Genomic DNA, 12,850 nt, shown 5'->3' with positions numbered 1-12,850 from the left:
CAACTTCCCGAAAGGCATTCTCAGCCGCACCCGGGATGACGGTCACCGGTTCGACAACGGGTTTTGGACAGCTACCCCGAAGAGATGTCATCGTGTGGTGTCATCCGTTCACCGAATGATGCCAGAGCGCATTATGCTGGATAAATTCGAGTACCGTACGGCAGCGTTTCCCTGCCCGGTCGGGATGCCTACCGACGTACATTTCCGACGTACTTTTCCGACGTAGACCCGAGGTGGATCACATGACGACGTCGCAAAGAGGTCACGAGTACCCTGCCGACGGATCCACCGAGCCCGTGGTGCGCCTGGACGACGTCGAGGACATGTTCTACGAACCGCCTGTGGTCGTCGATCTCGGCTCCGTACGGGACGTGACTCTGGGGAGTTCCACCAGCGGAACGGCCGACGCCAATTCCCAGTATTACTGGTAGGACCGGCACCGTGGGTACGTCCACCGATACGACTCGGGCGCCCGAGCTGATCGGAGTCTTTCCCTCGGTGGCGGGCGGCGCGGGACGTGCGGGCCCTACGGGTTCCGGCGACAGCGTCCAGGTCCAAGGGCGTTGGCGGGACGGCGAGTTGCGCAGGATCGACGGCCCGGAGGGGACCGCCGTCGTGCTCGGTCAGTGTCTGGCCGACGACGACCGATTACGGGGCGCGGCGCTGCGCGCACTCGCGTCCGGCCGGTCCGACGAGCTGACCCGGTTGCCTGGCAGCTACCTCTGCCTGGTGATCCGTGAGCACGAACTGACCGCCTATGTGGACGCGGCCGGTCAGTACCCGCTGTTCTTCCGGGACACCGGTGCGTGCTTCGTGTTCGGGACCCGGCCGGTGTCGGTGGCCGACGCGGCGGGCACACGACGACGGCCCGACACGGCGGTCGTCGCCGCCGGGATCTTCTGTCCGGGGGCTCCCGCGCTGACCGGCGAACGGTCCGTCGTCGCCGGCGTCGACAAGCTGGGCGGCGGACAGGCGCTGCGCCGTACCGCGCGGGGACGTGTCGAACGCTGGGTGCACGAACCACTGGAGACCGATCCCCAGGCGTCCTTCGCGCGGAGTGCCGACGCCCTGCGTGAGGCGCTGGAGACGGCGGTCCGGCTGCGCGTCGCGGGCGGGCAGCGGGTGACCGCCGACTTCAGCGGTGGTCTGGACTCCACCTCCCTCGCCTTTCTGACGCTCCACCATAAGTCCGGCCCGCTGTCGGTGACGACCTATCGCAGCGGCGCCGCGTCGGCGTGTGACGACCTTGTCCACGCCGAGCGTTTCGCGCGGCTCGACCCACGGCTGCGCATGGAGGTGGTGACCGGTGCCCGCGAGACCCTGACCTACCAAGGACTCACCGGCCGCACGGGCGATGACGGCCGTGGCAGCGGAGACAGCGGCGAACCCGACTCGGCCGCGGTGGCGCTGGCGCGCACCCGGCTGCGGCTGGCCCATGTCGTGCGCCTTGGCGGCGAAGTGCATCTGGGGGGTGAGGGCGGGGACGCGCTGCTCGTGGCACCGCCCGGTTATCTCGCCGCGCTGGCCCGGCCCGAGAGGCTTCGCCGACTGGCCAGGGACAGCCGGGAGTTGGCCCGCGCCCGGCGGGAAGCGCCGTCCGCCGTCGCCGCACGGGCGGTCGGCCTGGCCCGTACACCCCTCGCGACCGCCTTCAGGCGGCTGGCGGACGGCTTCGAGCGGCGCGCCGTGCGTAACGCAGACGACGTCGGGGGCATCGGTGGCGTGGGGGCCGTCGGGGCCGTCGGGGCCGTCGAACGAGCGGCCGCGCATGACATCGACTGGCTGGACGCCATCGCCTGGTGGCCCGAGCCCGGATCCGAGGCCGGCTGGCTGACGCGCGCAGCGAGCCGGGAACTGGCCGGGCTCGCACGGCAGGCCGCGGAGACCGCCGGGCACACCGCCGGGTCGCGAGCGGGTGACCTCACCGCGCTGGACAACCTGCGTACGTCCGGAGCCGTACAGCGGCAACTGTCGGAAACGGCGCGCCCGTTCGGGGTGTGGCCGCAGGCACCCTTTCTCGACACGGACGTCATCCGCGCCTGTGCGGCCCTGCCCGCCCACCTGCGTGCCGCGCCGCCCGCCTTCAAACCGCTGCTCGGTGCGGCGCTCGCCGATCTGGTGCCCGCGCCCGTCCTGGCCCGACGGACGAAGGGCGACTACGGCGACGAGGACTACCAGGGCGCCCGCGCCTGCGCCCGCGAGTTACGAAGCATGCTGCTCGACTCCCGGCTCGCGGAGCTGGGCGTCATCGAACCGGCTGCCGTCACGGCCGCGCTCGACGGGGCTCTGATGGGGCTGCGCGCACCGTTCCCCACGCTGAACCGGCTGCTGGCCGCGGAGATCTGGCTCAGGAACACCACGTGGCACTGACCCCAACGACTCGACTGACCCCACCGACTCCACCGACTCCGAGGAGACACCGGCCCATGGCTGCCTTCCACATCCCCGAGCACGTGCACGAGAGCAGCGCGCCGCACGGCGGGACGGTGCTCCTCGACGCCCGCACCGGACAGTGGTACGCGATGAACGGTACGGCGCGCGCCCTGTGGTCCGAGTGGCGCGAGAGTGGGGACTTCGACGCCGGTGTACGCACGGTGGCGGCCCGGTTTCCGCCGGCGCTCGGTGAGCGGGTACGTACCGATGCCGGGCAGCTGGCCGAGGTACTGGTCCGGCGCGGACTCGTGAGCGCGGCACCGTCACCGGCCAGGGCACCCATGCGCGCGGCGCGAAGGAACGGGCGCGGGTCCGCGACCACTCCTCGTCACGACCGGCCCGGGGCGACGGCCGCGCTCCTCATCGCGCTCTGCCTGCTGCGACTGCCGTTCGGCGTCACCGTGCGCGCGGTGGCGGCCCTCAAATCACGGTGCCCACGCCCCGCCACGGAGGCGGAGGCGGCGGTGGCCGTCGGCCTGGTGGGGCAGGTCGCCCGACTGCATCCGGGACGCGTCGCGTGTCTGGAGTTGTCGTTGGCCGCCACCGTACGGCTCGCCCTGGCCGGGCTCAGCACCGAATGGTGTCTGGGCAGTGCCGACGACCCGTACCGATTCCACGCGTGGGTCGAGGCGGCGGGCCGGCCGGTGACGTCTTCGTCCGACAGCGATCTCACCGACTTCCGAAAGGTCTTCAGCGTCTGAGGCGGGCGGGATCCGGCAGGGTCCGGCAGGCCCGGACGAGCCGGGCTGTCGTACGAGGATCCCCCGCACGCCGGCACACGTGTCCCTGCTCAGTTCTTCGTGGTGTTGCGCAGCCGGCGTCGTACCGCGCGCTGGGCGAGCGGGCCCAGTTCGTCCAGCACCGAGGCGAGCACGGCCAGTTGTTCCAGGGCGTCGAGGGCGTGGCCCGCGCCTTCCTGGTCGACGCCCTCGTACAGCTCAAGGCCGACGAAGGACGCGGCGATCGCGCGGGCGAGGCCGGCGGAGTCGGTGAGATCGGCGATCGGACTGCCGGCCAGCACGCGTGCCAGGACCTGCTCGATCTCGTCGATCCACAGTTGCAGACCGCGCCGGGCCGCATCAGCGAGGCGGGGCTGGGTCTGCGCTCCGGCGAGCACCTGACCGAGGACGGCGACCTGGCCGTCCGCCCGCTCCTGGGCGTGCATCTCCCGGCCGAATTCGAGGAGTTCGGCGAGGGAGGTCACGGCGGCGAGCCGGGGGCGGTAGCGGGAGACGCGCTGTTCGGCGCCGTAGTGGCAGGCCGCGCCGAGGAGTTCGTCGACGGAACCGAAGTGGTAGAAGACCAGAGCCTGATTGACCCCCGCCGCTGCGGCGACGGTGCGGGCGGAGGTGCGGGCGATGCCCTGTTCGGTGAGCGTACGCAGCGCCCCCTCCAGCAGCTTGGTTCTGGTGTCGCGGCTCCTGTTGCCGGAATCCGGGCCGGACGCGGGGCCGGACAAGGGGCCGTCGGTGCCGGCGCTCACGCGCGGGCCTCTTCCCGTACCGGACGCAGCCCGGCGCGCAGCCCGTACGAGCGCGCGGGCACGTACGTGGCGGCGAACGCCCCCTCGTACCCGAAGAGCGGGCCGAAGCGCCGGTTGGTCACGCGTACGCGGATACGGAAGCGGCCGGCCGCTTCGTCGTACGACTCCCGTACCTCGGCGTCGCCGCCGATGAGTTCCGGTACGCGCACGTCGACCGGCCCCTCGCGGAACCGGTGTTGACCGGAGCGGATCAGCAGGGAGCCGTCGGGTTCGGCGGTCGGGTGCAGGTCGCTGGCGAGGTGCTGGTGCGTGCCGAGGTAGTCGAGGACGCAGTCGCGCTCGGGGCTGTGGATCATGGTGGCGTCGAAGCGGCGGGGCCCGTCGGCCAGTGCGAAGGTGCGGACGAACGTGACGGTCTCGCGGCCGTAGGCGTCGCGGTAGGGGACGTTCTCGATGGTGAACGGGACACGGCGGCCGGTGCGGGGGACAAGGATGTTGCGGCTGCCGCCGAGCGCGAGGAACGGTTTGACGAAGGGGCGTCCGTGCCAGATGCGGTCCATCACGCCGCGCCCCACGCACGCCTCGCCGCTGTCGAGCCCCACGGAGAAGCGCCGCTGCAGTTGGGGGTGGAGCCGGTCGAAGTCGTCGCCCATGGCGAGGCGGAATATCGAGGTCACGGACGCTCCAGTGTGGCGAGAAGGGCGGGGGCCGGCGGGGTGGGAGTCGAAGCGGTGGGTGCGGTCGCGGCCGGGCGTCCTGGTGGCGTACGCAGACAGCGACGGGCGGCCGGCGTGTGGGGCAGCGGGGGTACGAGGAGCAGCAGGGCGGCGAGCGCGGCAAAGGCGAGCACGATGACCGCCGGCATCCCGGACAGCACGGCCGGACCCAACGCGCCCACCACGGCGAGCAGTCGGACGGCCAGTTCGGCGACCGCGTACGCGAGGGATCGCGCCGGGCTGACGCCGTGCTCGCACCAGAGCCGCAGCCGGTCGAAGGACCAGGCCGTCGCCCACCCCATCAGCGGCCGGAACACCCAGCGGTCGGCGACGGCGCCGAGACGGCCCCAGCGGGGGCGGTAGTCGTAGCCGGTGAGAAAGCGGATGCCGTCGGGTGTGGGCACGTAGCGCCAGTACCCGCTGCCCTCCGCGAGGAGGGAGAGGGGGTGCGGCGAGGCGAACCTCAGTACGGAGACGCGCCGCCCGTCGGCCCCGCCGCTCTCCCCCGCGCTGACGCCGGTGCCCGAGACGGTGAGGAAGGGCAGCACCCGGACCGCGTAGCGGAACCGCTGCGGCTCGCCCGGCTCGGTCGGCTTGCCCGGCGGACGGGGCAGGTAGTCGATCTCCGAGAAACGCAGATCCCACCGTTGGTGGTGCGCCGGGTCCTGTGTCCGCTCCCAGAGCGTGTCCATCTCCGTACGGATGCGTGTCTCGACGTACAGGCCCATTCCGTCCCCCGGTCGCCGGCCCCATCGCAGTTGAGCGAAACGCTCTTTGAGCGACTGCTCAACTGAAAGTAGCAGCACTTTGAGCAGTCGCTCAAGAGGGAGATCTGCCGCATCGCCGCCGGGTGCGCGGTCGGACGGGCCTAGCTGGACGCCCCGGCGTTCGTGCGCCTCTTCAAGAGGTGACGCGTCACGTAGGAGGCGACGGCGCTCAGCGCCAGGAGCGCGATCAGCGCCTGCGGCCCTTCGCCGGGAAAGACATAGCCGGAGGGAACGGCGAGCACGAAGGCGGCCAGGTCGAACCAGAGCTCGTACCGTGCGTGCTCGTTCGCGGCCTCTTTCGGAGGTGCGTGCTTGTCGACGACATACCGGATCACCAACAGCGTCCCGGCCGCGAAGACGTTCACCCCGGCGTAGGCGGCCACGGCGATCCCGGCCTGATTTCCGTAGGAGCCCAGGACGTTGGAGACGAACGGCAGCACGGTGATCGTCAGTAGGAGGAACAGCGTCAGCCGTACGAGCCTCGGCGGACTGACTTGGACCGTTCTCATCTCCCTGCGGTGACGTCGCCAGTAGCTCGCGATCGCGTAGAAGCTGACCAGGAACGACAGATAGCGCGGCTCCAGATCGGCGAGGGCCCCCCGCAGCGAGGCGTCGCTGGGGTCCTTGCCGAGGTCGGGCACCCGGAGGTCGAGGGCGAGCAGCGTCATGGCGATGGCGAACACGCCGTCGCACAGGGCGAACAGACGCGCGATGCTCCGTTCGTCACGGGCCTCGTCGGTCAGGGTCTTCATAGCGGCTCCGGAAGGGACGTGCCCAGGAAGAGAGAGGGGAACAGGAACGTGACGAGTGGGCCACGAACGGACTCTCCGATCCACCGGACACGCCCCAGGGGCGCGCGTGGAACCTCAGTAGGAGGACTGCGCGGAAGCGGCGGACCTACGACGCCGGGACGCGTCGGCGATCGACGGAGGTACGTAACCGGCGTCCCGCCCCGACAGGTTGGTGCCCGGCGGCACGATCTCGTCGATCCGGTCCAGCACGTCGCGGCTGAGGCGTACCTCGTCCGCTCCCAGCTGGCTCTCCAACTGCTCGTACGTGCGCGGCCCGATGATCGCCGACGTGACCGCCGGGTGCTCGATGACGAACGCCACGGCGAGCTGCACGAGCGTCAGCCCGGACTCCTCGGCCAGCAGCGCCAGGCTCTCGGCGGCCTCCAGCTTGGCCGCGTTCTCCTGGGCCGTGATGTCGAAACGCGCCGTCTGCTGCTCGGACCGGCTGGAGGCGGGCTGCGCGGCGCCCTTGCGGAAACGGCCGGACAGCCAGCCACCGGCGAGCGGGCTCCAGGACAGCACACCGAGTCCGTAGCGCTGCGCCACGGGCAGCATCTCGCGCTCGATGCCACGCGTGAGCAGCGAGTACGGCGGCTGCTCGGTCGCCACCCGCTCCCGACCGCGGCGCTCCGCGATCCACTGCCCCTCGACGATCGCCGACGGCTCGAACGTGGAGGTGCCGATGTAGCGGATCTTGCCCTGGCGCACGAGATCGGTCAGCGCCCCCAGGGTCTCGTCGAAGTCGGTGTCGGGCTCGGGCCGGTGCACCTGGTAGAGGTCGATCCAGTCGGTGCCCAGCCGGCGCAGGCTGTTCTCGACCTCCTGGATGATCCAACGGCGGGAATTGCCCCGCTCGTTGGGTCCTTCGCCGAGGGTGCCGTGGAACTTGGTCGCGAGGACGACACCGTCCCTGCGCCCGCCGGCCAATGCCTTGCCGACGATGGTCTCCGACTCGCCCGCCGAGTACACGTCGGCGGTGTCGACGAAGTTGATGCCCGAGTCGAGCGCGCGGTGGATGATCCGGACGCTGTCGTCGTGGTCGGTGTTGCCGCGGGCCCCGAACATCATCGTGCCGAGGCAGAGGGGGCTGACCTTCACACCCGTGCGGCCGAGGTTCCGGTACTCCGTCATCGTGCGCTCCCTGGCAGAAGTCGATCAGTGAAGTGGATCAGTCGCTGGATCAGCGCGCCCAGTCTGCCTCGGCCCGTCGAACATCAGCGGCATTGTCCGGTTCGGCAACAAGATCGACATCTGACACCTGGTCACCTGCGTGGGTCGCATCGACGACCATCGGCTACGGGCACGTCGGCGTGGTGAGGGTCAGGGCGCGAAGTACCAGCAGTACAGGCTCAGGCCCTTCTCCGTACGACTGCCGGCCAGGGCTGACAGTCGCTCAAGGAGGTCCATCGCGTCGTCCAGCGAGATCTCGTCGTCCGGCTCGGATGCGATCTCGGTCCACGCAGCGGCTGTGGCTCGGAGTTGATCCCTTCGCGCAGTGGCCAAGGCCGTGCACAGCGGCTCCGGAACAGCGAAAACGGTGAAGCCGTCGTTGGCCATGGGCACCACGTCTCGGAGCGGGCTCGCCGTGCCCGTCAGCAGGGTCTCCCACCTGGGAACCGCGTCGTCTGGATAGATGCCGCCGCAAGGCACGGCAGCGAAATCGTGACTCCTGCGAGGGCCTACCCGAACTGCCGACTCATCGTCTCCGGCAAGGAAGAACTCACCTACACGCACCATCTGCCGATCTTTGCACGCACTTGTCGTCGCACAGCACGGGAGGCCTGCGCCTCAGGCGTCGGCCGGCTCGAAGTCGATCACGACCATCTTCTCCGACTGGTATCTGTCCAGTTCCGGGTAGTTCCAGAACTCACCGGGACGGATCTGGTGGAACCTGAACGTCCCGTTGGTCTCGTTCGCGGCGACGATGCAGCGCACCGGGCCCGGCGGATCGAGGCCGTGGATGAGCCGGCCGAACTCCAGAGCGAACGCGATGCCGTGGAGGAGCAGGATGCGCTGATCGTCCTCCGTGATCCGCGGAGTGCTGTCGACGAGGGCGACATGGACGGGGACGTGGTCCTCCAGGTGGAAGGAACTGTCGGAGCATTCCCAGCCGGTGAGATCGCCGAAGATCGAGGGAGCGCCGGCGGCGTTGCCGACGGAGTCGGCCCAGGTGAGCACGGATCCTCGGCGGCTGATCCCGCCGGCAAGCTGATCCCGCAGGCCCGGTGCGAGTCCGCCGGGCGGTGTCACGGCGGCCGGCCCGGAAAGTACGCCCAGCGCCCGCACGGCGGCGTCGTTCATTTTCAGCGACAGCATGACGCGCATGATCGCAGCCGTTGGCCTTCGGCGGCACGAGGTGACTCATGCCGCCGAAGGCCCGCAGGACCTGCCTGACGGTACGGTCCGGCGGTGGATCGTCAGGCCAGCAGGTGCTTCCACTCCGTCGCGGTGAGTACGCCCGCCGAGTGGGTCCGGTCCGCCCCGGCGCGGTGCAGGGTGGTCACCGCCTTCGCGATGTCGGCGTTCTCGCCCGCCCCGACCTTCGGGGTGATCAGCGGCCAGATGTCCGAGCCGAGGTAGCCGGTCTCGTCCGTGCTGCCGCGGACCATGGCCGCGCAGGTGTGCTTCTCCACGTTGTGCACGTCGGCCAGCTTCACCACCGCGCGCTTCGTCTCCGCGCCGAAGACCCCGTCCACCGGTACGTCCGAGAAGCCACGGGCCCGCAGGAGGTACTGCGCGGCGCGCACCTGAGGCCCGGCGGCCCCCGGGCGCAGCAGGGGCCAGACGGAGGGCCGGTCGGCGGGCGCGACGCCCAGTGCGCCGGCGACCGCGTCGCGCAGCTCCTGCAGTCTGCCGTAGAGCACGCCGCCGGGGCATTCGGTGGAGTTGAAGTCGCGGTGGCCCATGATGTCGGTGACCGGCCGCCCGTACTGGGTGGCGATCCACGCGACGAGCTGGACCAGTGAGTTCCAGAGCGCGGCCGGTACGTCGACCTCCGTGTAGAGGCCTTCGTTCTCGATGCCGATGACCTCGCTGTTCCGGCCGCCGACGTTCGCGCCCTGGACGTGCTGCGTACCACCGCGTACGACATCGAGGCTCTGGTGCCGGCCTTCGAGGACGAAGCCGCCGCGCGAGTTGGTGAACTGCTGGCCGGAGTCACCCCAACCCTGGCCGTCCATATGGAAGTTCTGGATCGACCGGCAGATCGCCATCGCGTGGTCCAGCGAGTAGTCCTCGCTGTTGCCGGGTTCGGCGGTGTGGTGCACGACGATGTAGGTCGGCACGCGGTCGAGCACGACGATCTGCTGGCTCGGGGGCCGCGCGCCCCATTCGGTGGTGCTGTAGATCCGGGGCTCGGGCGCGGCGAGCAACGATCCGGCCGCCGGGCGGCGGCTCGCGCGCGCCGGGGCGGCGGCGGCCGGTCCGTTCGCGGCGAGTCCGAGGGCGCCGACCGCTGTGGCGGTCAGACCACCCCGCAGCACCGTACGACGGCCGGGGCCTGGCTTGGTAACCATGTCGATCTCCTTGGGAAGTGGGGGGAACGCTCTCCCGGGTTCAACGACAACAAGCGCGTCGCGCAACAGGCGTACGCCACTCCGGTGGGGCGGAGTTGACGCGCGTCGACTGTCCACGACGCATCAAGACAAGCAATCCCGCCATGTCCCCGACAACCCTGTCGGGCAAGCTATTTGACGCTCTTTCGGCTGACTGAAACCACGCGCGTTCGCGAATCACCCGTGGGCCGACGAATCACCCCCGGCCGCCTTTGCTCGCACCAATGACGGAAGACCGGGGGAAGGTGAGACCGGGAGTCGCCTCATCGTCCGGGCATCTGACGTCGCCTTAGGCAGAACGGGGGAAATCTCCGGGTCCGTCTCTGATCGCGTATCTCGGCGCGGTCCGATCACACGATGATCGCGTTTCATGGCGCAGAGAAACGCGGCGGACGAGGACGGACCGCCTGCCACCGCCCACGAAAGGCCTGACATGCTCCCCCTCCCCCGCGCTCTCCATCTCGCCAGGGGCGCCCTGGCCGTCACCTCGCTCTGTACGTGCCTGCTTCTCACCGGATGCGCTGAGCAGGCATCCCCACCGGACGCCGGGCAGCCGACGGCGAGCCGGACCGCGCAGGGCGGGCCGCCGCGAAGCCCGAGTGCGGAGCGCCCGGCCACGGAGAGCAAGTCGGCGGACGGAGAACAGGACGGAGGACAGAACGGGGAGCAGGACGGAGAACAGGACGGGGAGAAGCCGGCAGGGCGGCCCGCCCAGCGGCACCAGGGCTCGCCGAACGAGGCGGCCCGCGGTCTTGCCGGAGGGCCGGTGGAGGCGTCTCTGGTGCGTGAGATCCCCGGTCTCGGCCCGGCCACCCGCTCCCGTGTCCCCGTCTCCAGCCGCCAGGCGCTCGTCGTCAACGGTGAGGGCCGGGAGTCGTCCCGGTCCGGGGTCGTGCTGTACGAGCGCGACGCGGACACGGGCTGGCAGCCCGTCACCAACCGCTGGCCCGCGCACAACGCTCTGCGCGGCTGGACCTACGACCACCAGGCCTCCGACCTGCGTTCGCCGATCGGTGTCTTCACGCTCGGCGACGCGGGCGGCCGGCTCCCCGACCCCGGGTCCAGACTCCCGTACGACGAGAGCGGCGACTTCGAGTCCCCGGGCACCGGCTTCCTGGGTGAGCCGCTGGAGGGCTCCTTCGACTATGTCGTGGCCATCGACTACAACCGGATCCCGGGGACCACTCCGCTGGACAAGAGCCGCCCTCTCGGGCTCGGCAAGGGCGGCGGCGTCTGGATCCATGTCGACCACGAAGGCCCCACCCAGGCCTGTGTCTCGCTGTCGAGAACACAGATGGTCGAACTCCTCCGTCTCCTCGACCCGGCGAAGCGCCCGGTGATCGTGATGGGTGACGCCGTGGCGCTCCGCGACTGACGCCGTCGAAGGGGCTCTTGCCGACGGGGGCGGGATGGCGACAGGGTGTCTGCCACAGCATCGGCAAGCACTCTCCCCCCACGAGTCATTCGAGGTGCCCGGCATGAGAAGCGACCGCACACGTACAGGAACAGAGGCAGAGACACGGACCGGAGGGCCGAGCCGCCGTCAGGTGGTCGGCATACTGGCCGCCGCCCTCGCGACGGTCTCGGTGCCCGCCACGGCAAGCGCGACCGCGACCGCGACGGCCTCGGGGACAGTGGCCCGCTCCCGTCAACCCCTCGCCACGGGGCCGCTGTTCATCGGTACGTACACCTCCAGCGGCGGTCCGGGCATCGGGCTCGCCTCGTACGACACGGCCACGGGCCGCATCACCGCCACCGGGACCCTCCAAGGCGTCGGCGACCCCTCGTACCTCACCGTGCATCCCGACGGCACCACCCTGTACGCGGTCAACGAGCGCCAGGACGGCGGCGTCACCGCGATCGCGCTGGGTGCGGACGGCGGCCACACGGTCCTCGGCACGCGCGGCACCGGCGGCTCGTCACCCTGCCATCTGTCCGTGCACCCCGGCGGGCGATGGCTGTTCAGTGCGAACTACGGCTCCGGCAATGTCGCCGTCCACCCCATCGAGGCGTCGGGCGCGCTGGGCGAGCGCACCGATCTGGTCACCCACAGCGAACCGGCTCCGGGGCCCGGCCAGAACGGCCCGCACGCGCACCAGATCGTCACCAGCCCGGACGGTGGCCATGTACTCGCCGTCGACCTCGGCACCGACAGCGTCTACACCTACCGCCTCGACGAGACGGCGGGCACGCTCACCCAGGTCTCGTACGCGACGCTGCCGGCGGGCGCCGGTCCGCGGCATCTCGTCTTCCATCCCTCGGGCCAATTCGCCTATCTGGCAAACGAGTTGAACAACACGATCGCCGTCTGCGGATACGACCCCGACAGCGGGGCCCTCACTCCCGGCGAACCCTTGTCCACCGGCGCCGGCGGCCCGGGCAGCAGTTTCCCGTCCCAGCCGGTGATCACCGCCAACGGTGCGTTCGTCTACCTCGCCAACCGGGGGCACAACAGCCTGTCCCGCTTCGCGGTGGAGGACGACGGCGCCGGCCTGCGGCTGCTGGACACGGTGCCGGTCGGCGGTGACTACCCGAGGCAGCTCGCCCTCTCCCCCGACGGGGCTCTGCTCTTCGCCGCCAATCAGCGGTCGAACGCCGTGTCCGTCTTCCACGTCGACCAGGACAGCGGTCAACTGGCTTCGGCGGGAGCCCCGTTCGCGTCTCCGGTCGCCGTCTGCGTACTGCCGCTCTGAGACGGACCGCCGCTCCCTGACCCGGGTCCGCCGGGCCGGCCGGTCAGTTCGGGCGGTCCGGCCGGCCCCGCGGTATCCGTACGACCGCGGTGCCGCCGTCCAGATCCACCATGGTCCGGTTCGGCGGAGCCCCGTCCTCCTCGTCGTCCCGCAGCAGCAGCGCCGACTGACGCTCCTTCAACTCGCTCTGCTTGCCCGGCGAGAGGCTCGCGTGCAGCATCTCGAAGCCGGTGGTCGAGACCTGCCCCTGCCGGACGGAGTTGCGCCAGGGCAGGACACCGGCCCGTCCGGCGCGGAGCAGCAGTTGATCGACGAATGCCAGCGCGGTCAGCAGAATGACCAGACCGGGCAGAGTGACGAAGACGGCGAATCCCATGCGTCAGTATCCCTCGTAATCCCCCGTACGCGCCGCC

The 12,850-nt window shown here is 70.6% G+C and carries 14 protein-coding genes; 5 read left to right on the top strand and 9 right to left on the bottom strand.

Annotated elements, in window-relative coordinates:
- Positions 1-242: 242 nt before the first annotated feature.
- Genes ACFT9I_RS23005 through ACFT9I_RS22995 form a run of 3 tightly spaced genes read left to right on the top strand, consistent with a single transcriptional unit; the run spans position 243 to position 3,134 of the window.
- Positions 243-431: a lasso RiPP family leader peptide-containing protein gene (locus ACFT9I_RS23005; RefSeq protein WP_382566964.1), complete on the top strand. Its 189-nt coding sequence runs from the start codon at positions 243-245 to the stop codon at positions 429-431.
- Positions 432-441: 10 nt separating this feature from the next.
- Positions 442-2,370 carry an asparagine synthase-related protein gene (locus tag ACFT9I_RS23000; protein WP_382566962.1) on the top strand — a complete coding sequence of 643 codons (1,929 nt, stop codon included), beginning with the start codon at positions 442-444 and terminating at the stop codon, positions 2,368-2,370.
- 56 nt (positions 2,371-2,426) lie between these two features.
- The gene (locus ACFT9I_RS22995; RefSeq protein WP_382566960.1) at positions 2,427-3,134 is read left to right on the top strand and encodes a lasso peptide biosynthesis B2 protein; all 708 of its coding nucleotides are present in this window, start codon (positions 2,427-2,429) and stop codon (positions 3,132-3,134) included.
- Between the two features lie 89 nt (positions 3,135-3,223).
- On the opposite strand, the gene ACFT9I_RS22990 is transcribed toward ACFT9I_RS22995, so the two are convergent.
- The 8 genes from ACFT9I_RS22990 to ACFT9I_RS22955 all read right to left on the bottom strand — a co-directional run bounded on the left by ACFT9I_RS22990 (position 3,224) and on the right by ACFT9I_RS22955 (position 9,705).
- On the bottom strand, positions 3,224-3,892 hold the full coding sequence (locus ACFT9I_RS22990; protein ID WP_382567051.1) for a TetR/AcrR family transcriptional regulator: 669 nt from the start codon (positions 3,890-3,892) through the stop codon (positions 3,224-3,226).
- A gap of 20 nt (positions 3,893-3,912) precedes the next feature.
- Positions 3,913-4,593 (bottom strand): DUF4166 domain-containing protein, encoded by a 681-nt coding sequence (locus ACFT9I_RS22985; RefSeq protein ID WP_382566958.1) that lies wholly within the window; start codon positions 4,591-4,593, stop codon positions 3,913-3,915.
- Entirely contained in the window at positions 4,590-5,360 is a 771-nt protein-coding gene (locus ACFT9I_RS22980; RefSeq protein ID WP_382566956.1) for a hypothetical protein, read from the bottom strand. Before ACFT9I_RS22980 ends, ACFT9I_RS22985 begins: the two co-directional genes overlap by 4 nt.
- A 140-nt stretch (positions 5,361-5,500) precedes the next feature.
- Positions 5,501-6,151 carry a TMEM175 family protein gene (locus ACFT9I_RS22975; protein ID WP_382566954.1) on the bottom strand — a complete coding sequence of 217 codons (651 nt, stop codon included), beginning with the start codon at positions 6,149-6,151 and terminating at the stop codon, positions 5,501-5,503.
- A 114-nt stretch (positions 6,152-6,265) separates the two neighbouring features.
- On the bottom strand, positions 6,266-7,321 hold the full coding sequence (locus ACFT9I_RS22970) for an aldo/keto reductase (protein WP_382566952.1): 1,056 nt from the start codon (positions 7,319-7,321) through the stop codon (positions 6,266-6,268).
- 189 nt (positions 7,322-7,510) lie between these two features.
- Positions 7,511-7,747: a hypothetical protein gene (locus ACFT9I_RS22965; protein ID WP_382566950.1), complete on the bottom strand. Its 237-nt coding sequence runs from the start codon at positions 7,745-7,747 to the stop codon at positions 7,511-7,513.
- A 231-nt stretch (positions 7,748-7,978) separates the two neighbouring features.
- A complete protein-coding gene (locus ACFT9I_RS22960) occupies positions 7,979-8,506 on the bottom strand; it encodes a hypothetical protein (RefSeq protein ID WP_382566949.1) in 528 nt (175 codons plus the stop codon).
- Positions 8,507-8,607: 101 nt separating this feature from the next.
- On the bottom strand, positions 8,608-9,705 hold the full coding sequence (locus tag ACFT9I_RS22955) for an N-acetylmuramoyl-L-alanine amidase (protein ID WP_382566946.1): 1,098 nt from the start codon (positions 9,703-9,705) through the stop codon (positions 8,608-8,610).
- A gap of 472 nt (positions 9,706-10,177) precedes the next feature.
- Between ACFT9I_RS22955 and ACFT9I_RS22950 the strand changes: the two genes are divergently transcribed.
- Together ACFT9I_RS22950 and ACFT9I_RS22945 are read left to right on the top strand one after the other, a co-directional pair.
- Positions 10,178-11,119, top strand: a complete 942-nt coding sequence (locus ACFT9I_RS22950; protein ID WP_382567049.1) for a hypothetical protein — start codon at positions 10,178-10,180, stop codon at positions 11,117-11,119.
- Between the two features lie 103 nt (positions 11,120-11,222).
- Entirely contained in the window at positions 11,223-12,437 is a 1,215-nt protein-coding gene (locus tag ACFT9I_RS22945; protein WP_382566944.1) for a lactonase family protein, read from the top strand.
- A gap of 43 nt (positions 12,438-12,480) precedes the next feature.
- Here ACFT9I_RS22945 and ACFT9I_RS22940 read toward each other — a convergent pair whose 3' ends face one another.
- The gene (locus tag ACFT9I_RS22940) at positions 12,481-12,813 is read right to left on the bottom strand and encodes a DUF6191 domain-containing protein (protein WP_382566942.1); all 333 of its coding nucleotides are present in this window, start codon (positions 12,811-12,813) and stop codon (positions 12,481-12,483) included.
- Positions 12,814-12,850: the final 37 nt, after the last annotated feature.

Origin of the sequence: Streptomyces sp. NPDC057137, assembly GCF_042670825.1 — a bacterium.
Taxonomy (GTDB): Bacteria; Actinomycetota; Actinomycetes; order Streptomycetales; family Streptomycetaceae; genus Streptomyces.
Note: the sequence above shows the minus strand (reverse complement) of the source record. Positions and strands in the feature narration are given on the sequence as shown.